This window comes from Candidatus Chlorohelix allophototropha (genome assembly GCF_030389965.1).
GTDB lineage: Bacteria > Chloroflexota > Chloroflexia > Chloroheliales > Chloroheliaceae > Chlorohelix > Chlorohelix allophototropha.
Window position 1 is genome coordinate 1,473,195 of record NZ_CP128400.1, and the last position, 23,085, is coordinate 1,496,279.

Annotated in this window: 15 protein-coding genes; 6 read left to right on the forward strand and 9 right to left on the reverse strand. The window is 44.9% G+C overall.

The genetic code is table 11. The features are described 5' to 3' along the window. The first annotated feature begins 158 nt into the window (after positions 1-158). The 4 genes from OZ401_RS18950 to OZ401_RS18965 all read left to right on the forward strand — a co-directional run bounded on the left by OZ401_RS18950 (position 159) and on the right by OZ401_RS18965 (position 8,002). The gene (locus tag OZ401_RS18950) at positions 159-3,497 is read left to right on the forward strand and encodes a tetratricopeptide repeat protein (protein ID WP_341470086.1); all 3,339 of its coding nucleotides are present in this window, start codon (positions 159-161) and stop codon (positions 3,495-3,497) included. 59 nt (positions 3,498-3,556) lie between these two features. Next, positions 3,557-4,528, forward strand: a complete 972-nt coding sequence (gene cdaA, locus OZ401_RS18955; protein WP_341470087.1) for a diadenylate cyclase CdaA — start codon at positions 3,557-3,559, stop codon at positions 4,526-4,528. An 11-nt stretch (positions 4,529-4,539) separates the two neighbouring features. After that, positions 4,540-5,955 carry a CdaR family protein gene (locus tag OZ401_RS18960; RefSeq protein WP_341470088.1) on the forward strand — a complete coding sequence of 472 codons (1,416 nt, stop codon included), beginning with the start codon at positions 4,540-4,542 and terminating at the stop codon, positions 5,953-5,955. A gap of 208 nt (positions 5,956-6,163) precedes the next feature. Beyond that, positions 6,164-8,002: a hypothetical protein gene (locus tag OZ401_RS18965; protein WP_341470089.1), complete on the forward strand. Its 1,839-nt coding sequence runs from the start codon at positions 6,164-6,166 to the stop codon at positions 8,000-8,002. 125 nt (positions 8,003-8,127) lie between these two features. On the opposite strand, the gene OZ401_RS18970 is transcribed toward OZ401_RS18965, so the two are convergent. Further along, the gene (locus tag OZ401_RS18970) at positions 8,128-8,940 is read right to left on the reverse strand and encodes a hypothetical protein (RefSeq protein ID WP_341470090.1); all 813 of its coding nucleotides are present in this window, start codon (positions 8,938-8,940) and stop codon (positions 8,128-8,130) included. Positions 8,941-9,245: 305 nt separating this feature from the next. Between OZ401_RS18970 and OZ401_RS18975 the strand changes: the two genes are divergently transcribed. Both OZ401_RS18975 and OZ401_RS18980 read left to right on the forward strand, forming a co-directional pair. Continuing rightward, positions 9,246-10,541, forward strand: coding sequence for a glucose-1-phosphate adenylyltransferase (locus tag OZ401_RS18975; RefSeq protein ID WP_341470091.1), 1,296 nt, complete (start codon positions 9,246-9,248; stop codon positions 10,539-10,541). A 167-nt stretch (positions 10,542-10,708) separates the two neighbouring features. Then, positions 10,709-12,154 (forward strand): glycogen synthase, encoded by a 1,446-nt coding sequence (locus tag OZ401_RS18980; protein WP_341470092.1) that lies wholly within the window; start codon positions 10,709-10,711, stop codon positions 12,152-12,154. Positions 12,155-12,211: 57 nt separating this feature from the next. On the opposite strand, the gene OZ401_RS18985 is transcribed toward OZ401_RS18980, so the two are convergent. The 8 genes from OZ401_RS18985 to OZ401_RS19020 all read right to left on the reverse strand — a co-directional run bounded on the left by OZ401_RS18985 (position 12,212) and on the right by OZ401_RS19020 (position 23,078). Beyond that, complete coding sequence (locus OZ401_RS18985) at positions 12,212-14,170, reverse strand: malectin domain-containing carbohydrate-binding protein (protein WP_341470093.1); 1,959 nt, start codon at positions 14,168-14,170, stop codon at positions 12,212-12,214. An 83-nt stretch (positions 14,171-14,253) separates the two neighbouring features. Continuing rightward, the gene (locus OZ401_RS18990) at positions 14,254-15,345 is read right to left on the reverse strand and encodes an IS4 family transposase (protein ID WP_341467879.1); all 1,092 of its coding nucleotides are present in this window, start codon (positions 15,343-15,345) and stop codon (positions 14,254-14,256) included. 234 nt (positions 15,346-15,579) lie between these two features. Then, positions 15,580-15,804, reverse strand: coding sequence for a hypothetical protein (locus tag OZ401_RS18995; protein ID WP_341470094.1), 225 nt, complete (start codon positions 15,802-15,804; stop codon positions 15,580-15,582). 231 nt (positions 15,805-16,035) lie between these two features. After that, on the reverse strand, positions 16,036-17,310 hold the full coding sequence (gene clpX, locus OZ401_RS19000) for an ATP-dependent Clp protease ATP-binding subunit ClpX (protein WP_341470095.1): 1,275 nt from the start codon (positions 17,308-17,310) through the stop codon (positions 16,036-16,038). 147 nt (positions 17,311-17,457) lie between these two features. Then, complete coding sequence (locus OZ401_RS19005; protein WP_341470096.1) at positions 17,458-18,903, reverse strand: sugar ABC transporter substrate-binding protein; 1,446 nt, start codon at positions 18,901-18,903, stop codon at positions 17,458-17,460. A gap of 15 nt (positions 18,904-18,918) precedes the next feature. Next, a complete protein-coding gene (locus OZ401_RS19010; protein ID WP_341470097.1) occupies positions 18,919-20,187 on the reverse strand; it encodes a DUF1501 domain-containing protein in 1,269 nt (422 codons plus the stop codon). A gap of 19 nt (positions 20,188-20,206) precedes the next feature. Beyond that, the gene (locus tag OZ401_RS19015; RefSeq protein ID WP_341470098.1) at positions 20,207-21,562 is read right to left on the reverse strand and encodes a DUF1800 domain-containing protein; all 1,356 of its coding nucleotides are present in this window, start codon (positions 21,560-21,562) and stop codon (positions 20,207-20,209) included. A gap of 349 nt (positions 21,563-21,911) precedes the next feature. Further along, positions 21,912-23,078: an acyl-CoA dehydrogenase family protein gene (locus OZ401_RS19020; protein WP_341470099.1), complete on the reverse strand. Its 1,167-nt coding sequence runs from the start codon at positions 23,076-23,078 to the stop codon at positions 21,912-21,914. Between the last annotated feature and the right edge of the window lie 7 nt (positions 23,079-23,085).

Consider the following 23,085-nt stretch of genomic DNA (forward strand, 5'->3'; position numbering starts at 1 on the left):
AAATAAAGCTTAAAATAGTTGCATTATGACTTTTCATGCCTTTACACTTGATGCTATAATTAAATTCCTGGAATTATGTTGAGCAGATGATTAATATTGCCCTGATATAATGAACTTTCCGCGCCACACTGCCGCGACTGCAAGGTTGGGATTAAAATATGGCTGAAAACAGGCAAATATTCGATGAAGCTATGGTGCGAGGGCGCGAGTTCCGGGATAAGGATCAATGGGACCAAGCTCTACGCGAATACTATCGTGCTGCTACTGAATTCAAGAAGGATTTGGATGCTCGTTATGGTGTTGCTCTTTCTTTGCTTCGCATGGGTAGAGCAGACCAAGCATTAGTTCAGTTTGAGCCTCTTGCCAGATTACGGGCGAAAGACCTGGAAATTTTACGTGGCTATGCTGAGACTTTGGCAAAGCTTGCACGTACTGAAGATGCAATAGCTATACTCTTTCGTTTGCGCGATATAGCCCGTGAAAATAACCAAGCGGTTGGACAGATTGAAGCCCTCAGCGATATTATTGCATTAGATGAAAATCATACTGAAGCTTATTACGACATTATCGAAATCTATGTTAATCAAGGTGATAATCCTTCGGCGGCTTCGGTTGGGGTTGAACTTGCAAAGTACTATATTCGCAAAGCAGATAATACGCAAGCGCTTGAGATACTTAACGATGTTTTAAAGCTTGATCCGAACAATAATGATGCTCCCGTTCTAATAAAGCAACTTACGAATGGGACAGTAGAAGTAATAAATACCTCTGATCTGCCCGACTTAGATGATTTGCCTGAAATAAACGAGAATTATGGCTCTCCTACTCCTGAATCCCTTCCTCCGACCACCGTGGCGCAGCCTGAACCGCCGGTTGTAGTAGCGCCGGTTTCGGATGCCACCCAACTAATTGCAGATGCGGAATCATATCTTGAACGTGGCGAAGTAGGTCGTGCAATTCGCCACTATGAGATGGCAATTGAGGCAGGCGCTGAGCGTGCAGATGTTTATTACAGCCTCGGTCAACTCTATATTCAGGAACGTCAATTTGAGCAGGCTATTCCAAACCTTACCATAGCTGTCAAAGACCCAGAATATGGGGCATCGGCTTATTTTTCGCTTGGACAAGCTTATGAAGGCATGCATCAATATGACCAAGCGGTTGAAGCCTACGAATTAGCACTAAGTAGTATCGATCTCTCTATTATTGATGAGAGCGCCGTTGATGAATTGATCGGAATGTATGAGATTACCGCTGATACTTATGAAAAGAAAGGCGACCTACCCGGCGCTGCGCTTCTTTACCAGCGATTGGCGGATTTTATCCGGGAAAATAATTTCAGGACTGAAAAAACTACTCTTGCCCTTGTCAGAGCGCGCGAACTAAATTCCCCGATTGAGTCAACACTTGCCTCGGAAGAACCACAAGAACCGATAATACAAAAAACAACTACTGACAATTTGGGACAAGAGAGCAAGTTTGGCGAAGAGTTGCTGGATACCTCCCAGATTCCGGGTTATAGCAACACAATTACTTTCTCCAAACCTAGCCAGAATCAGGACGAGGAAGATTTCGAGGCACTTTCAGATGATGCTAACGAGCCTGCCAAAACTGTTGTTGCACCAGATTCCGGTGGAATACCGCAAATTCTTTCAGTCTTTCCAACCGAGCTAATAAATCTCGATATAAACCAATATGCTGGTCCTTATCTTAGAGCAGCAGAAGAATTTATGAAGCGGGATTTACTGCAAGCGGCAATAGATGCTTCTCATGAGCTTATACGCTATTTCCCGAATTATCTGCCTGCACAAGCTATTTTGGCTGAGATTTTTGTTAAAAAGGGCTGGTTTGAACATGCGCGTGTAAAATACCAATTTATTGTTGATCTCTATAACTTACGCAACGATTCTGAAAAATCAATCTGGTCATTTCGGCGTTTGGCTACAATCAGCCCACAAAATATGGCGTTGCGCGGAAAACTCGCCAACCTTTTAATGACCAATGGTTTTAAGGAAGAAGCCGCAGAATTGTTACTCGATACTATTGAGGGCTATATTCGTAGTGGACAGCTTGACCGTGCCCTCGAAGAATGCCGCAAATTGCGAAGCCTCGCGCCTAATAGTGCTCCAATCAGGCTAAAATATGGTGAGTTGTTTAATCAACTTGAGCGACATAATGAAGCGCTTGCCGAGTTTAGACGCGCCCTTGAACTAGAGCCTTACAATTTACGAGCCTTGTGTCTTCTTAATATAACTATTTTTATTACAGATCAAGGCGACGTTCGTTGGACTAGCTTCAAGAGTGTACTGGATGTAATTGGGCAGGATAAAGCTACCCGCGAAAAAGTGATTACGGAATACAGGCAAGCCCAGATGGTATTTAACAACCCCGGTATTAGCTACGCCATTGGTTGTTTGTATGTTGAATCGCAACTGTGGCAATTTGCCATACGTTCATTAGATGAGACAATTCGTGCTGCTTCCGGCTCACTCTCAAATCGCGATTATGAATTGCTGGCTAGCTGGGAATTAGGGCAAATTTATCTTGATAAAAGCCGATATGCCGATGCGGTAGAAGCTCTTAGCAAAGTGGTTTCTTATATGGATAAAGTGGATGTACAAAATTTTGCGCCTTCTACCTTCAGATATGGCTCTCTACCTTCACAATCCGTCATTTATCGTAAATTGGCAAAGGCTTTTGGCGCACAAGGACAATCGGAGTACGCAATTAAAGCGTTGCGAACCGTCAAACGTCTGTTGCCCTATGAGAGAGACGTTTATTTTCAATTGGCAGAGCTATTTTTTGAACAGGGGCAATTGCCAGATGCGTTAGCCGAATTAGGTGAGCTAGCCGACCACTTTGAGAAACTTAATCAAGTAGAAAATATGATTGATGTGCTCAGAGAGATGGAGCGTATCGCCCCTAACCGAATTGAAGTGAGAGACAAACTTAGCCAAGTATATTTGCAGCGTGGGTTGACCGAACAAGGTCTGGCTGAACTCGATGAACTGGCAGAGTTGCAGCGTAAGAATGGGCGCATGAAAGATGCGGTACGCAGCCTACAAAAAGGCGCTGAAGTTTATATGATGATGAATAACCAGCAAAAAGCTTATGACCTTTATGATCGGATTGTACGCATCGCACCCGCCGATATTGAAGCTCGCCAGCAACTGGTGAATATTCATATTCTGGCGGGACGTATTAAAGATGCAATCGAAGAACAACGTACTATTGCTCAGATTTGCCTTCAAAACGGTAATCCTCAAGAAGCTATCGGTGCGCTTCATCAGGTTATCGCGTTAACACCGGATGATACCCGTGCCTACTTTACGTTGGCGGATGTTCTGAAAAATGTGAATAGATTCGGGGAAGCCTACCGCTTGTACGGGCAAATCTTAAAACGCGAACCGGAAAACGAAAGAGCAAAAAATTTACAGGAACAAGCTAAGCAAAAGGCATTAGAAACCGGACAACTTGGACCTGAAAAGGTTAAATGAACCGCTTGGTTTTATACTAGCCCGTTGATATAGGGCTACGGTTCTGGATTTGAGAACGCATGGACGCACTATTGGGATTACTGGCAAGCCTTTTTTCTAGGCTTGACTTGGTTGCAGCCATTGAAATTATAATAGTAGCTCTGTTAATTTATGGGCTGCTATCTCTGCTACAGGGTACACGCGCTCTGGTATTAATGCGGGGTGCGATTATCTTGATCGTATCTCTATTGATAATCGTCAATATCTGGCCCTTTCAGGTATTGCGTTTTCTGGTTATAAACTCCTTACCGGCTATTTTGGTTGCCATTCCGGTTGTTTTTGCCCCTGAAATACGACGTGCCCTTGAACAAATCGGGCATACCAGTGATTGGTTTAATCGCCCTCTCACTCAGCGAACTGAAGATGCCATTCGGATAATGATTTCGGAAGTGGTCAAAACCTGTTACACATTAAGTTCGCAACAATGGGGTGGACTATTTGTAATTGAGCGCGGTACAGGTCTACAGGATGTGATTACCAAGAGTCGTGGTATTTTGGTAGAGGGGCGAGTTTCAGAGCAATTATTGGTTAATATTTTTGTTCCGAATACTCCATTGCATGATGGTGCGGTGATTATAAGGGGTGATCAAATTATAGCTGCCGCGGCAATTCTACCGCTCACCGATAATACCAGTATCCAGCAACATTACGGGACTAGACACCGGGCGGCACTGGGTATCAGTGAAAATAGTGATGCGGTAGCGATAGTTATAAGTGAGGAAACCGGGTCTGTTTCGGTGGCAGTTTCCGGCAAGCTTTATAGCAACCTGAAGCGTGAGGATTTGACCGATATGCTGATTGCATTATTGGTAGCTACTCGTGGGCAGAGTAACAAGCGCCGAATCCGCCGGGTTTCTACCTCAACGTTGGCTTCGTTAACACATTTTTTCCCGAAAGAATTAACCGGGAAAAACAAGCCCGAAGCCGCTCCTAACACCCCTAATGGTAGTCAATCCAAAGTTTCTTCCAAGACTACGGAAAAAAGCGGGTAATTTCTCTTCCTATGGACTTTCTAACTATTTTCAAAAATCTCAATCTTGGACGCTTACTGCTTGCCTTGATATTGGCTATATTTGTTTGGGGTTATGTAAGTTTGACGGTGTACCCAGAACAGACCAATACTTACGAGGGTATTCCTTTGGAAGTACGTAATCCTACCGCCACTAATTTGATTGTTCGTAATACTACTACTAAAGAACCAATTACAGTGACTGTCAGTGGTCCACGAGACAAGTTAACCGGTATTACCTCAAGCTCTCTAAAACCTTATGTTGATCTTACCAAACTCACTAAGCCCACAACCGACCAGTTCAAAATGGAATTACACGTTCCCGACGGGGTGCGTTACAATATAAAACCTGAAAAGATTGAGATTCAGGTTGAAGAAGTAAAAATCTCGAATTTCAAAGCAGAAGTTCAGCCTGTAGGGGAAGTGTCGCCCGATTATACGCTCAGTGACATTAAGATTACCCCAGCAATGATTGAGTTATCCGGACCTGAAAGCCAGGTATCACAAGTGAAACGCACAGTTGCACGTGTAGATGTTTCAAATCGGAACTTATCCTTGGTGGCACGTACCACTAATATCGTATTGCTCGGCGCAAATGATATAGAATTAAAACTGGATCAGGTTACGATTAATCCTGAGACGGCAACAGTAGATATAAAAGTAAATCCGAATTTCCAGAATAGAGATGTACCTATCCGGGTAACTACAATAGGGCAACCCGCTTTGGGTTATGTGGTCGGTTCAGCCTCGCGTGACCCTCAATTCGTAACTATTTTTGGCGAACCTAATGTAATAAGCCAAATCAATTATGTTGAAACAGAACCGGTAGATGTGAGCGGCGCAAGCAGCGATATTGTGCTTGACGTTGCTTTGGTTCAACCAAAGGATGTACTAGTTTCTGCCGATAATAAACGCGCCAAAGTGCGGATTGCTATTCTACCGTTGGATTTTTCAACCAGTCTGGAATATCAGGTATTGCAAATTAATATTGGTCCCGGTCTGCGCTATGATATTACACCCTCCCTCATTACTATAACTCTTAGTGGTCCTTACAAGGTATTCCAAGACTTGCAGCAAAAACAATTCAAACTCGAAGAAGTTAAGGTTGAAGTAGACCTAGAAGGTAAGGGGGTTGGGGTGTACTCGGATGTGCCTGTTAAGATAACTGCGCCGGATGGTCTTAAAGTTATAAACCCTCCCACCGTAACGGTTAGAATAGTATCTCAGCCTACGGCAACACCGATTCCCACCTCGCCGCCTTTTACACCTACGCCCTCATTATCTCCAACAACTGAGACTCTTGTTCCTACCACAACTGCAATCGGTACAATTGGTACTACTGCTACTCGCGCACAAACAACTCCTTCACCCTCACCGACTGTTCCCACTACACCAACTCCGCATGCTTGATACTTGGAATCTCACGTTAGAGAGCCAACGTAAGACCCGCGCCTTTATTAATGAATTCAAGTAAAAGTTCAGGCGGGTAGGTTGGGAAGTAAGGAATAACCAGCAAGTTTTCACCTTATTTTATTAATTTGAATTTTGTTATAATATGTAAAGTAGAATTCACTAACCTACCCTGCCATTTACGCTTCTGGAAAGGGAGATACTGAATATGCCTCGCAAAGTAATATTATTAGTCTTATCAATAATCCTGTCAGGAATATTTATAACCAGCTTTGCCAGTGGCACTTTGAAATTACCTGACGTGGGAGCCGCTAATGATCAAAATGCCGAATTATTTGGGCTAGTTGGGCGCGACCCATGGTACGAGTGGAATACTAACCCCACCTCCCCAAATACAATGAACTACGAGTTTATGGATAACATGGCTCGACAGATGGCGTTAATGGGTGTGCGTTGGGTGCGTATAGAATTTCGTGCTGATGTTGCAGGAGGAATACGCGGGGGCGTTTTTAATTACCAGAAATATGATGACTTTATCTTCAATATTGCGCCGCGCTATCATTTAAAGATACTGGCATTATTGGGAGCGGATACTATCACCAGCAAGAGTGCCAGCGACCCTGATTTGTATTATCCACGTCTCAATGATCCAGCCGACCGTTCCGACCGTACTAACAATTGGATTCGGGTTTTTGCAGGACGCGCCAAAGAAATAACAGATCATTACGGTGATGCTGTGCAAGCTTATGAAATATTGAACGAGCCAAATATATGGTACGGTATCGCCGCAAATCCCGATAGTATCGGTGCGTTGATGTCCTATACTTATCGACTTCTCAAACCTACTCATCCCAATTCACGGTATATAACCGGAGCGGTAATTGCGCCCGGTGCGCCCGGTACTGACCCGCTCGGCTACTTGAGCGCGATTTATCGCTCTCCGGCGATACAGGACTATAAGTATAGTAAGCAATATGTGAATAATAATCCTTTCCCGTGGGATGGAATCGGCTGGCACCCATATTTTCTGGATGATGTAAATGCTGCTATTGCCAGCACCAGAGATGCGGCAGCACGTATGCGACAGGCAGGTGATAATGGCAGCAAGTTGTGGATTACTGAGGTAGGACGACCTGCTCAGCTAAATGCTAACAGCTGTGGCGCAACCGTCGAAGAAGCTGCCCAATCGGATTTCCTGACGCGCTATTACAGTACCATAATGGCAAATGATCTTGACAAGGTTCAAACCATCTTTTGGTTTAAGTATGAGGATTTCTATGACGGTGATACAACCCATGCGTGGGGTTTGGTAAAACTAGATACGGATAATAAAAACGGGTATAAAGTCAGCGGAATTGCCGTGTACCTAAAAGCGGGCTATTATGCCTACCAAAATTTAGCCAACCCTGACCCCGGCGTTCTCGGCTTACCGATTGATAAGGTCGCGCCGCCTGCGAATCAATATTCGCCTTCTAACCCGGACGGGACATTCTACTTTTCTGAAACAGGACATACTTTGAGCGGTGTTTTCCTGAAATATTGGATAAAATACGGTGGACTGGATTTGTTCGGCTTCCCGCTCACCGAACCGTTTCAAGAAGAGAGTCGCACTGACGGCAAGAAATATCTGGTGCAATATTTCCAGCGGGAACGCTTTGAGTATCATCCCGAATTTACCGGAACCCCCTACGAAGTCTTGTTAGGTTTGCTGGGTAATGACATATTAACTTCGGCTTGCCGCTCATTCCCACGTGCTGCCGTTCCAGCAAATCCGTTACCGGCAGACCGCCTTTATTTCGCTGAAACTGGGCATTATCTCGGTTTTGGATTTAAAGGTTACTGGCAGCAAAACGGTGGTCTTTCAATTTTTGGCTATCCGGTGAGCGAAGCCTACTCCGAAACTGGCACTGATGGCAAAAGCTATGTGGTGCAATATTTCGAGCGGGCGCGTTTTGAGTATCACCCGGAATTTACCGGAACGAAATATGAGGTGCAACTCGGTTTGTTAGGTTTCCAGATACTCAGGCAACGGGGGTGGGTACATTAGCTTTCAAGCGCGTCCACATTCTGTATCGGGTGGGTGCCAACTACTTTGCCGAATTAAAGGCTATTTTTCGACTATGGAAAAGCAGGGTGAAAGCTTGTTGGTTGCGCTGCTTAACCCTTTTTTGGTCATCCTCCCATTCCAAGCCTACTCGCCTGCACTATTACTTTATTAATATCAATTGCAGAAGTTACTCCGGTTATTGCTTCTATTCCCAACCCAGATAATTCCAGCCTTTGGAAGTAATCAAGCGCCACTTCGGCAGTTCCAACCGGATATCCTAATTTGAAACTCAATCGAGTTGCGTGTAGGGTTATCTCTGTCATCGCTTTTGCCATTTTATTATTATCTATACAGAACCCCATCAAATATGCGGCTAATTTAACCCAGAGTTGTGCTAACTTTGCCTTATCCGCATTGACCCAAGTTAGGATAATATTTAGCAGATTGCTTTGTCCGACAGCCTTTAACCCATAATAAATATTTGATGGTGAGAAGCCAGCCTCACAGAAAGCTAGAAAATCTGGGTTTAATATCCGTAACCAACGCCCCTTCACATGTTCGCGCCCGGTACGGGCAAAGTGGATTTCCAATGGCATGTTTAAATACCATTGTTTTTCAAACTCAACCCCATGTAGGTTGTACCAATCTTGTGCTGCTTTCTCAAATGAAATGTGTCCTATTGCACCTACAGAGGGGCTATAGAGACATTCTAGCTCTGCACGATATTGTTCCACCTCATTCTTAATCGCGAAGGCTTCAGTAGGTGAGAAGCGTTTACCTAATATACGTAAAAATTCACGGGTTAAATACTTGTTATCTTGATTAGCATGGTTTACATAACTATAACCCGCCACATCATTGCTTCTGTCCCACTTTCCAAGATTGATATCTAGTACCCCATAACCCAAGCTCTTATAAAGAGAATCATTTATACTCATAATGCTCACCTTTGAGACACTTTAAAAACAAATTTGCTTCACAACTGAAACGTATATAAAAAGAAAAGAGGTGATTAAAACAAAACAGACTTATAGCGTAGCAATTTCTAATTCTAGTATAAACCAAATTTGCAAGTTACAACAAGACCAAATAAAAACCAAACTTTTTGATAATACATTCAAAAGCAACTATGATTTCCATTTGAGAAGCTAGCTTATTCCGGTTATAATAGTATAAAATATTAGGTGCAAATTCTTACCTCCTGAATTAATATGCTTGATAGCCGAATTGAGGAATAATATCTATGAGCCGACCAAATAGAAATGTGTTGACCATCATTTTGGCGGGTGGTCAGGGCGAACGTTTGAGTATTTTCTCTGAGAAACGTGCTAAACCTGCTGTGCCTTTCGCCGGAAAATATCGAATTATTGATTTTGCTCTTAGCAATTGCGTTAATTCCGGCTTGTTCGATATTCTGGTATTGACACAATACCGCCCTCTTTCCCTGCATGACCATATCGGTAATGGCAAACCGTGGGATTTAGACCGCTTGCATGGCGGAGTCCGTATGGTATCGCCCTATTTGGGACGCAAAGACTCGGATTGGTATAGGGGCACTGCTGACGCTGTTTACCAAAATATCAACGAGTTGGAAGAAACAGACGCTGAATATGTGCTTATCCTCGGCGGTGACCATATCTATAAAATGGACTATCGCCCTATGTTGCAACTGCACCGCGAAAAGGGGGCAGAAGCTACGGTAGGGGTTATGCGAGTCCCTCTCGAAGAAGCGCATCGTTTCGGTATAGTGGCAGCCGATGACGAAGGGCGTGTAGTTGAATTTCAGGAAAAGCCCAAACAGCCAAAGAGCAATTTAGTATCAATGGGTATTTATGTTTTCAATAAAAATTATCTGATTGAAAAGCTTACCAAAGATGCACAGGACTCTAGCAGCAAGCACGATTTCGGTCATAGTATCATTCCGGGAATGCTGAATGCCGGCGATAAGCTTTATGCCTATACTTTTGACGGTTACTGGCGTGATGTGGGTACGGTACATTCATATTGGGAAGCCAATATGGAATTGTTACAGGATCCGCCTGAACTTGACCTGTACGAACGCAGTTGGGTGGTTTATACCCGTAGCGAGGAACGTCCTTCTGCGGTAATCGAAGCATCTGCCAATGTGAAAGACAGCCTCATCTCGCATGGTTGCCAGGTGCATGGTCAGGTTATCAATAGCGTATTATCACCGGGTGTTATTGTGGAAGAAGGGGCGATTGTACGCGACTCTATTATTATGATCGATTCGGTTATTGGCAAAGGCTCGGTAATCGACAAGACCGTAATTGATAAAGAGGTAATTATTGGCGAAGGCAGTATTATCGGTTATGGTGATGATACTACACCTAATAAATTTGAACCCCATAAACTGAATACCGGTATTACAATTATTGGTAAACGTGCCCAATTGCCAGCTAATGTTAAAATCGGGCGAAATTGCAAAATCGGTACTGATGTTAAGCCAGAAGATTTCCCATCTCTTGAGCTTGGTAGTGCAGAAACGGTAACTGCGGCTGTGCAAACAACAAGGAAATAAGTATTGCTAGAGCAGTTTGATTTCTTGTGTGTGCTCTCTCAAAGGTTATGATCCGCAGTGGGTATGACTCAATTGGGTTATACCCCACCTGTTTTATGGAATAATCCAAAAAACCGGGCAATTAAAAACAAATTATCCACAGTAAAAAGAAGAAACCAGACCCAAAAATGAAAATTCTCTTTCTTGCAGCTGAGATTGCACCGTTTGTTAAAGTTGGCGGGCTTGCCGACGTTGCCGGTTCGTTACCGTTAGCGTTGGCGGAGTTAGGGCATGATGTGCGGTTAGCGATGCCGCGTTACTATGTAGTTGATCCTAACAAATGGGGATTGCGAAAAATAATCGAGTCTCTGGATGTCCCAATCGGTATAGGCACAACCTCTATACAGGTTCTTGAAGGCGAATTGCCAAATGATAACCCTAATGCGCGTGTGCCGGTCTATTTTATTCAAAACCAGCATCATTTTGAGCGTGATAAAGTTTACGGCTATGCTGATGATGGTGATCGCTTTGCGGTGTATTGCCGGGGCGTGATGATTATGCTTAAAAGTCTGGATTGGCGACCAGATGTGATTCATGCGAATGACTGGCATACCGCTCTTTGTATTAATTACTTGAAGACAATTTACCGTGATGATCCTTTCTTTGCGGGAGTTAAATCGGTATTTACTATCCATAATCTTGCTTATCAGGGCGTTCTAAGCCCCTATTGGTTGGGGCAAGCTGGTCTTTCACATTTAGGACTAGTGTGGGGTGATAGGGATGGTATGGTGAATATCATGGGGCGTGGCATTGCGTATGCCGATGCGGTTAGCACCGTCAGCCCTACTTATGCCTCCGAGATACTGACCCCGCAATATGGAGAGGGTTTAGATTGGCTGTTGAACTATCGTTGGGGACATCTCTGGGGTATCCTAAACGGGATTGATTATAATATTTTTAATCCCTCTACCGACCCTTATCTAATTTCACACTATACTGCGAAAACGGTGGAGAACCGAGAAGATAACAAAACTGAGCTTCAAGCTCGCCTTGGCTTGCCGGTTGACCCCAATATTCCGATAATCGGGATGGTTTCGCGGTTGGCTGACCAGAAAGGTTTTGACTTAGTAGCTTCTTCGGCTGAGCGTATCCTTGAAAAGGGCGTACAATTGATAGTGCTTGGCACCGGCGAGTACGGGTATCATGAGTTTCTTTATTGGCTATCGCATCGGTTTAATAGTCAAGTGCGCGCTATTCTAGGTTTCCACGCCGACATTGCTCCCAAAATCTACGCCGGAAGTGACATGTTCCTGATGCCTTCACGCTTTGAGCCTTGTGGATTAGGGCAACTGATCGCTATGCGTTACGGTTCAATACCCGTTGTCCGGCATACCGGTGGTTTGGTGGATACTGTGCAGGAATATTACCCTGATTCGGGCGTAGGTAACGGCTTCAGCTTTGGTTCATACGAACCGGTACATTTGCTTGCGGCAATTGATCGCGCTTTAGCGGTGTACCACCAACCGAATCTTTGGCAGGATCTTATACGCAAGAATATGCAGCGTGACTATTCGTGGACTTCTTCAGCCCAGCAGTATCTGAACTTTTATCGTCAGGAGTTAGGCTTAAGCTAATGCGGCTAAATTGAGAGTGGGGGCTACAGGAGATTTACTACCTGTAGCCTTTTTTGATTATTTTTGGCGCAACTTGTGTATCACGTTTTTGCTGCTATCGGCTACATATATTTGTCCTAGCCCGTCAACATAAATCCCTTCGGGCGTACCAAACTGCTCTTTACCTTCACTTTTGCTGCCAAACTGAGCAATTAACTTCCCAACATTATTGAATTTAAGAATGCGTCCGTTATTGCTATCTGCGACATAGATAAAGCCCTGCTCATCAACCGCAATTCCCTTAGGTTTGTCAAACTGGTTATCGCCGATTCCTGCGCTACCCCATCTGGTTACAAACTGGAGGTCGCTATTGAACATCTGAACGCGATTGTTACTGGTATCGGTAATAAAAATGTTGCCCTGTTGGTCTACGGCAACACCGGACGGAGAAGTGAATCTTCCGGTGCCCTGCCCTGCCAATTTTCCGATATATACCCCGTTGCTAGAAAATATCTGGATTCTATTGTTACCATTTTCCACTACGTATAGATTATTTTTAGAATCTAGCGCTAACCCAATCGGTCCATCGAATTGCCCGTTGTCCGTACCTAGCGTTCCCCACTTGAGCAAAAACTTCCCATTGCTATCCAGTTTCTGAATGCGGTGGTTCCGGGTATCTGCTACGAAAATATTACCTTGTGTATCAACGATAATCCCGTTTGGTTGCTCGAATTGACCATCACCATTTCCTTGGCTGCCCACGGCTGTGATAAATTTCCCGGTATTATCGAATTTATACAATTGGTGCTTGATAGCGCTAATTACATAGATATTTCCTTGCTTATCAAGGGCAACGCTATTGGGTGTATTTAGTTCATTTCCCCCAATAGAGTTGACATACTCAATGTTGCTGGCAGGAATGGGGCTAGGGGTTGGAGGCAGCGTGGTAGCCGGTTTAAATGGAGTAGCGGTAAACAATATAGGTGTACTGGTCGGCAATACCGGGTACGGAGTAGCCGTAGCCGGAACCGGGGTAGGCGCTATGTTACTAAGGACTTCTATGCCGTTTATAACAGGCCACTCCGCTGTTCCTGCCCTGAACGCAATATATATCTGCCCGTTAGCGTCAGCTTGCGTAGGGAATTCTTTAACAAGCGCCTTAAACATACCGCCCGCGGCATTGTAAAGATCAAAGTTATACAATACCTGAGATTGGTTGATTATTACATCAAAAAAGCGCATACCGGGACTGTTAATATAGAGTTCGGCAAAATGTAGCCGGATAATATAAGAAGAATTAGGCTTGAGATTTGGGATTATATAATTTATGTTACCTATCCGCTGGCTCTGGTAAACCGAAACCGGTGCGGGGAAGGCTACATTACTCATATCGATTGTATTGGTTACCACATAGCTAACTCCGGCAGAGGTAAAAAATGCGTCCGTAACGAAAGACCCATCCGCACCACCGCCACAGTTAATAGCCACTACCTGTTTGAGAAGCGGTGCAGGCGTAGGAGTGTTTCCAATTGTCGGTTTGGAAGTTGGCGTATTAGCAACGGTAGAAGTTGCCACAACCGAAGCAGGTGCAATTACCTTGCCACTGAGTTGTGGGGTAGTAGTGGTTGCTGCCGCAGTGGTGGTATTTATAATAACCAAAGTTTCTTTGGTTTGTATTGCCAGCATCGTTATTAGTATAACAACGCCGATTATTAAAACAGAAACGGCTATTCCAACCAATATCCAGATGCGACGAATATTATGAGTGGTAAGAACAGGTTTTGGGGGTTCTTCTATCGGCTCAGCGAATTTTTTGACGGCTGGCTTTTTTAAAATAGGTTCGGTATCGGTAATGTGCTCTTCCGGTACAAGAAAAGGGCGAACAGGGAGATCAGGTTCCCTATTCTGGGAAGGCTGCCATTTATATTTGGCTTCTTCTGCCAGCAAATTTTCATGTATTAAAGGGAATTCTTGTGGGTTAGTCTTGGGTCGTGGCGGGAATTCATCGTTACGATTCTGGTTATTCGGCGGTTCCATTAGTATCTTCCATAATTTTACATAAGCAAATTTTTAATCATTAATATCAAATATGCTTATTTATTTTTTGCTACCGTACACAATTAGAAATCCTCTAAAAGAAAAGGGATAAAGGCGACTGGTAAGGGTAAATGTTCATTCAAAAAATGCTCAAGCAGGTTCAAACCTAAATTGAACAGGCTCAAATCCAGTCGTTCGGTGCGATGAATGACCCGGTTCCAGCCTTCAGCTAAAGCTATCGTACCCAGATGTACAATCCAAAGATAAGCCAGACAAGCCGCTAACAATAACCTTTCTAGCCGTTTAGGGTCATCCAAATGGCTCTTGTCCAGCCGAAACCCTCGGCTCTTGCTATCGGAAAAGAAGGTTTCAATCCTAAACCTCTTTTTGTAGTACCGGATTGCTTCCTGGGCTAGAGCCAAATTACTCACCAGATAAAGTGGCTCACGGTAAGGCTTTTGCCAGACCGCTATGACCAGTACTGGTCCGTACTCGTGTTTGCTGAATGCTACGCCGCTCTGACTCACTACCTGACCAGGCTGAACCCCTAACTTACTGATGGCATAATGAGCTTGTTCATCCAACCAGACCTGGCTATTTTTAGCAGTACGACAGACATACTGCCAACCGTAATAATCTAACCGTCTTAACAAACGACAGCCATCGAATTCACCATCACCCAAAAAGACTACTTGGCTACCAGACGGAACCAACGAGTGAACTTGCTTTAACAATCTGATGTGCAAAGCTTGAGCTAAATGTCCCTTTTTAGCCTTAACCACCAACCAACCCAAAGGTAAAGCCCGCCCCTGATATACTACACTGATTACTAAGCCCATTCCACCAGCACCAACCTGACTGCCATCTATCACCAGTACCAGTGGACAATGACACAGGCTACTCAGCAATTGTTTGGCGAAAGGAGCATACACCACTTTTTGGTTAAAGTTATCATTTTTGAGCAATCGGCGCATTCGGATGATGCGGCTTTCCCGTTTAGTTTTATCTGGCACTTTGGCGGCGATATTAGGCAACGCACTATGCCGACTACCTACAATCCCACTGATCACCATCGCTAGAATTGTTAAATATTGTAATTCGCGCCCCTGCGCTTGTGGGTGGAGTTGCAACAATTGCTGTTTTATGGCACGATGTCGGCGAAGGTTGTCACTCATTTTGGTATCCTTTTGCTTTCTACTTTGGTCGGTAAGAAAACTACAGTTTACCACTCTGCCTCAACCTTCTCCTCCTTTTCCTCTCCTTTATATCTGTACGGTAGCAAAATTTATTTTACAACAAAATCGAAAACATGAATTAATATAAGGTTTTAAAAATCTATATCTAACAAAATAATAGCCCAAAAGGGCTATATAAAATAGAAAGTCTAAAGCAATTAACCTTGTTTATTATTAAGCAACATCCAGCGTTTCGATATAATCATGGAAGTTTGCCAGTAGTTCTCGGCATCTGAGTGCGGCTTCGTATAAATCTTTAGTTTCTTGTACGGTTAAACCATCCGAACTAGCGCCCATATCCGAGAGTAAAATTATTGTAGTTAATGGCTGATTTATATCATGGTAGTAATGTCTGATTTGTTTCAACATTTCGACATCTGGGTCTTTTTGCGAGTTCATGATATCCCTGTCCTGTATCTTTTCTACATTAACCTTCGTAAGCTATTATAACGCTACAACCTTACAACTTAGCTTACAGAACCTCTGCACTTTACATTTTGTTCATTTAGTATTTGTATTGGGCAAGCTGTCTATAGTTTTACAAGAGAGGGAAAGTATTAAATTTGAGAAAAAGAAAAGCCCTCACAGATTGGAGGGCTTGTTATGATCAGGTTATGTAAAAAACTATAATTAGGCGCTTTCTTCCAGAGGAGGTTCGATGGTTAGCTCAGTGCGATTCGCTCCTTGCAAAATCGGACGAGCTCGCCCCTCAATTACATCGGCATTTACGATACAGCGTCGTACATTTTCCATTGAAGGCACTTCGTACATTATGTCGGTAAGCGCTTCTTCTATGGTGGTACGTAAGCCGCGCGCGCCGGTTTTTTGCGCCATAGCTTTTTCAGCGGTAACCTCTAGGGCATCATCGGTGAAAACCAATTCGACCTTATCTGCGCCCAGTAGTTTTTGATATTGCTTGATAATAGCGTTTTTAGGTTCACTGAGAATGCGGATGAGTGAACTTTTATCTAGTGAATCGAGCGTTACGATTACCGGAACACGTCCGATAAATTCGGGAATCAGACCGAATTTAAGCAAATCATCTGGGGCAGGCTGTAGCTGCATTTTAGTAGTTTGCGCATCATCGGTGGTGGCACGTTTGAAGCCAATGCTGCTATGTCCAACACGTCTGCCGATAATCTCTTCCATGCCCTCGAAAGCGCCACCGCAAATGAACAGGATGTTAGTAGTATCGATCTGTACAAAATCCTGATGTGGGTGCTTGCGCCCACCCTGTGGTGGTACGTTTGCCATCGTGCCTTCAAGGATTTTTAGCAGCGCTTGCTGCACACCTTCGCCTGAAACATCGCGCGTGATGGAGGGGTTGTCGCTCTTGCGGGCAATTTTATCAATTTCATCAATGTAGATGATACCTTTTTCAGCCCGCGCTATATCATGATCTGCCGCCTGTATAAGGCGCAACAGTATGTTTTCTACGTCCTCACCCACATAACCAGCTTCGGTAAGCGCGGTGGCATCGGCAATCGAGAATGGCACGTCAAGAATTTTGGCAAGGGTTTGTGCCAGTAGGGTTTTGCCAGTTCCGGTAGGTCCGATTAGCAGAATGTTGCTCTTCTGCAATTCTACTTCATCGGATTGGGCATTCATGCTAATACGTTTGTAGTGGTTATAAACCGCAACCGACAAAACTCGCTTTGCCCGATCCTGACCGACTACATACTGATTTAGCAGTTCAACCATACGCTTTGGAGCAGGTACACGACCAAGGTTAACATCTGCCTTGGGTCCGCTCATTTCCTCATCAATAATTTCCCGGCAAAGATCCACACATTCATCGCAAATGTAAACAGCACCCGGTCCTGCGATCAGGCGTCTTACATCTTCTTGTCCTTTTCCGCAAAAAGAACAGCGATACTGTACTCTACCGCTTCTGGTATTTGCCATTTGTATAGGACTCCCCTTGTACTTTATTGGTCTTAACTAGTGTCATTATAACATATATAACAATAGGTTCTGCAAATATTATGGCGTTTTACACTAAAAAAACCGATAAAACCAATTCTTACCGGTTTTGGAATAGTTGCTGTTAAATTATTTTGTAGCGGAGAGAAGTTTGATTTTATCCAGCGCACTTTGCTGCATTTGCTTGGCGGCATCTTCCGGTTTGAGTGTATCGGCTACTACTGCTTGCAGGTTGGGACGCACCGCATCCCATACGGCGCGCATTTCCTGCGCATTAGGTTGAGGTTTGGAGTTATCCAACGTTTCCAACCAATTGCTCCACAACGGGTCTTTTTTGACCGTATCGCTGTTTACTGCCGTTTTGGTAACTGCCATAAGGTGCGTAGTAGCCATCAAATCAGCTTGTTGTTGCGGCTGCGCCATATATTCCACGAAGAGTTTGGAAGCTTTCAAGCGGTCGCCGGTAGCTTTAGCCCCGAAGAAATAGGCTCGCCCATTGTTGTAGGAAGCGGGAAGTTTTCCGGTGGTATCATTTTTAGGTAAGGGCGCAACTCCTAGCTCAAGTTTAGAATCATCGACCTGTGAAGCTTTTCCAGAAGTAGCCGGGCTGGAATAATCGGCAATAGCCCAATCACCTGTAATCATCATACCCAATCGTCCATCCCGGAAGGCATATTCTATCTGGTTCATGGTAGGCTCGAAGTTAGGATTTGCGAGCTTATCTTTATAAACTAGGTCATGGGTGAACTTGAGAGCGTTTACTACTGCGGGACTGTCCAAAGTGGGTTGGTTATTGCTAGCCATGAGGCTGCCGCCAAAACCAACGACCCATGCGTTAAACCAATAAGGCTCGTTGACGTCCACCGAAATGCCGACCACGCGCTCTTTTTTAGGGTCAGAAGGGTTGTTAGCTTCATTAATTGCGCTGGCTTTTTTTACCATTTCATCAATGGTGGCTGGCGCTTTCTCTACCAACTTCTTATTATAGAGTAATACTACCGCGCCACCGTAGTTGAAAGGCACGCCCCATTGAGTACCATTACTCTTGCTACCTTCCAGAGCATTGGTTACAAAGCTATCTAGTAGGCTTTTATCCAGCACCTTATCGGCAGGTTGCAATAATTTTAGGTTATTCAAATCGGTAACATAATCGGCAGGGGCAATGATAAGGTCGGGGGCTTTCCCCGCACCTGCCAAACTTTCAGCCTGATACAACAATTCATCTCCTGCCATAATCGACAAGGTTACTTTAACGCCGGGATACATTTTGCCAAAGCGTGTTATTTGCTCCCGTAAGAATTGTTCCGAACCTATGGGAACATCAGCCCAAATTACCAAATCGGTTTTAAGGGTAGCGTCAACCACCGAAACGGTTGGTGTAACCGCCACTGTGGTTGCTGTAGCTGCTGTAACAGCGCTGGTTGTGGCTGTAATAACAGGCGCAGAGGTATTGGTAATGGTCGTGGTAGTAGTGGGGGCAGGCGTGGGCGTATCGTTGCTGCATGCTGTCAGCACAAGAGCTAACAGCAGCCCGATAATTAGCAGCTTTATAGCTTTATAGTTTAAACCTTTCATTGCTTTCAGCTCCCTCTACTTCAAAAAATCCAGCAGCGGGAAAGCGCCGCCCACGATATTGGCAGGGTCGGTATTTATCCACCGTTTTAAGATGGTGGAATAGACCGAGCGGAAGTCAACGCTCGACTTCAAGTTACCATTGTCCAAATCGGACAGGTTAGGTTGCTGCCCGTACAAACCGCCCTTGATGATATTTTTGCCACCCATCACAAACAACGGTTCGGCGCTACCATGATCGGTACCGCGACTGCCGTTCTCATTTACGCGCCTGCCAAACTCGCTGAAGGTCATAGTCAATACGCTATCCGAGAGGCTGTGATCCTCTAAATCGCGGTAAAATGCTTCCAGACTATCGCTGAGAATGCCTAATAAGCGTTCGTGGGTGGTTGCCTGATTAAAATGGGTATCGAAACCACTTTCCATCGGTACAAAATAGATTCTAGCCCCGTAATCGCTATTTAGAAGGGTCGCTACCGTTTTCAGGCGATTGGCGAATTGATTATTGGGATAGGTAATAGCGGGTTTGTAGTTATTGGCAATTTTCTCAAGCTGCTGGCTAGCATTTAGCGCATCTAACGCGGCAGTGCGAATATAATCTGCCGTCGCGTTACTGTTGGCGATGCTGTATATTTTTCGGGCTGCTGCTAACTGTGAATCCACATCCTTGGGAGTGGTAGGGTCGGCTTTGAAGTTGAAACGGTCGCTACCGTTGTAGCTCAAAACTACCGTTTTGGAAGTCCAGAAAGCCATCGTACCGCCCCCGCCTTGTCCGGCATCCCCGATTGCAATCCCGATTTTGTCAGCTTCTGCCTTTTTGCCTTGCTCATATAACGTTTCGATATAACGCCCCAGCCAACCATTGGTGATTGGCTTATCAGGTTGCGCCGATTGCCAGATTTCCATTGAGCGAAAGTGCGAATAGTTGGGGTTGGGATAGCCCACTCCACGCACTAGCGCCATTTGCCCGTTATCCCACATGGTTTTGAAGCTTTTCATTGCAGGGTGCAATCCCAAATTTTCGTTCAACTTCAAAACTTCGTCCGGTTTGATTCCAAGAGTAGGGCGCAAGTTGTAATAAATATCGTCGCTGTAGGGTACAACAGTATTCAAACCATCGTTTCCACCACCCAATTGCACTACCACCAATGAGCGTGGCTTATCCGACAAGGCGCTGCTGCTATTCAGATTCACTTCATGCAAAGTTTTAGCCAGAAAGTTGGGAGCCATTGCCCCGGCAAGTGTCATCAATCCGCCTGATTTTACAAAATTTCTTCGGTTAATCATTTACGTACCACCTCTCCAGTTACTTCAGCATATAGTCGGGTGACGACAGGATGAGATGCACCGAACCCCGTAATTTAGTATCTACTGCTCTAGATTTGGGGTTGCCGTTTCCCGCTTTCAGGTCTGCAATGTTTAACGCGCCGTTATCGGTGGTATAATCCAGCAGGGCGCTTTTTAGAGTGGGCTGGAATTGCCCATCCAGCAAAGTATTGAGATAGTAATCAATTACTTTCTCGCCGGAGTCGAGGTTTTTATCTTGCATCGTGCCGTACAGGTCGAAATTGAACTGATTGCCGCGTGCTGTAACTAATCCGTTAGCAGCGTTGATACGCTCGAAAAAATAGGTGCTGCTAATCCAGGCTAATTGTCCGTCCCAACCTTTTACAGAAGGGGGTGCGAACAGGGTTTGACCCATCGCTGCGGCTGCCCGCGCTGCTTGTGCTTCAATACCGGTCGTACCAATCTGGCGAAAAGTACCGACAATATATTCGGTGGGATTTTTTACCAGCGCCCGATAAGCTTTTTCAGCCAGAAACTCAGGGGCATTGAAGATGGCGCGCATCAGTTCTTTAATATCATATTTGCTGTTGTAAAAGACTTCACTTAAGCGGGTTACGAGTGCGGGTTCAGGATTGGGATAAGCGAAGTAGCTCCAGAGCTTGCCCGCAATATGCTGCGCGGTTTCTTTTCTATCCAGAATGATGTCAATAATGTCATCACCGTTGAAGTTACCGCTTTTGCCCATAAAAGTTTTATTAATATCATCATGTTGTTTGGGATCGTAAAAATAGCTGCGCCCCCGATAGCCCCAACCGGTAAAGGCGCGCGCTGCTTCGCGTACATCCTGCTCTGTATAGTTGCCAATGCCGATAGTGAAAAGTTCCATCAATTCGCGAGCATAATTTTCGTTTGGTTTGCCCTTGCGATTGGATTGTCCATCCAAATATTCAATCATAGCCGGGTCGCGCGATACTTTTTTAACCAGTTCTCTAAAATTGCCAAGCGCATTATCTCGGTATAGCTGATTTTGGGTGAGGAGCGAAACGGGACGGTTTACTTTCGAATAGGAAGTAGTGAAATGCCCATGCCAAAACAAAGTCATTTTTTCTTGTAATGGCTGTCGCGTGCGTAACATCGTAAGCAACCACCAGTAGCCCAAATCCTGAAGGGTTGCCGAATAATCGGCATCTTGCAATTTACGCTCAAGGTTAAAAGCAAGGTTTCCATCATATTTAAATGTTAGTAGCTTTTCAACCGCATCTTTGTAATTCAGCGCGGCATAAGCCTCTATTTCGACAGGAGTTCCGCCGAAACCTGCTCGTCTCAGCAAATGTGCCGCGCGTACCTGTGGGTTATCTAAAGGGTTACTGCTCATATAAAACACCCTCACAAATACGCTCATCCTCAAGTTTAGCATGGTAAGCTCAATGTAGCTCTCAGGTATAAGAATTAGGAAAGTATTTAAACATTTCCTCGTTATTACTTTAGCTGTAATGCATTAGGGTGATGTAATGGGGAGGTAAAATCCATGTAAAACATGGGGACAGACCGGAAAAGTTGGCAAATAAAAAAGAGTGCATTCTAAGAGCCTCCTTTCCGACTTTGCACCCACCCTGCTCAGGCAATTTGAAATGAGACTAAAATAAAGACAAGGAGCATATGCCCCTTGCCTGAAATGAAAACCTATAGGCTTTCTTTGTTAGTGCAAAACCAAGCTCAGGTGGTTAATCGCGTCCGATTAGCTCTTTAGCGATAACGGTGCGTTGAATCTGGTTAGTACCTTCGTAGATTTGCTTGATTTTGGCATCGCGCATCAACTTTTCAACCGGATAATCGCGAATATAGCCGTAGCCACCGAAAATTTGTACTGCATCGGTGGTAACTTTCACCGCTACATCACTTGCCATAATTTTCGCCATGCTGGCAATCTGGTTTAGAGGCGCGCCGCTATCGGCTACTCTGGCTGCTTGCCATGTCAAAGCGCGGGCAGCAGCAATCTGGGTTGCCATATCTGCCAGCATAAAAGCTATAGCTTGGTGTTTGGCAATCGGCTGCCCAAAGGTTTTTCGCTCTTTGGAATAAGCCAGCGCATAATCAAACGCCGCTTGTGCCACTCCCAAAGCGGTTGCCGCCATAGTCACGCGAGCTTCTTCTAGAGCACGCATCGCTCCCAAAAAGCCTTTACCCTCTTCGGAGAAGCGGTTCTCTATTGGGACGCGCACATCCTCGAAGATTACATCCCCGGTGTGGGCGCAACGAGTTCCCAACTTCTTCTCTTTTTTGCCTGCGCTCAAACCGGGAGTTCCGGCAGGTATAATAAAGGCGCTAATACCCTTGTGACGTAGGCTGCGGTCGTGCGTGGCGAACACGAAATAAACTTCGGCTATACCGCCGTTAGTGATAAAACATTTGCGCCCGTTAATAACGTACTCGTCCCCATCGCGGCGCATACTGGTACGCATATTTGCTACATCGCTGCCTGCTTCTGGTTCGGTAAGGCAATAGGCGGCAAGGTTGGCTTTATCACTGTTGCTGATAATCGAAATCCACTTTTTAAGCTGTTCCGGGCTGCCCATTTTCATCATTGGCGTACCCGCAAGGTGCGTGGCTCCAATGATATCGGCTACTCCGGCGCATCCCCACGCCAACTCTTCTAGAATAACGCACTTGGTTAAGATACTGGTCAAGCCAAGCCCACCGTACTCCTCTGGATAAGGATACCCGAAAAAGCCCGCTTTAGCCGCCTTGTTTATCAAGTCCCAAGGTACTTTCTCGGTTTCATCGTACTCGGCAGCTACTGGGCGAATTTCTTTTTCGGCGAACTCACGCGCCCACGCCTTGATTTCGATTTGATCTTTGCTTAAATCTAAATCCACATCCACATCAGACATTTTGTTA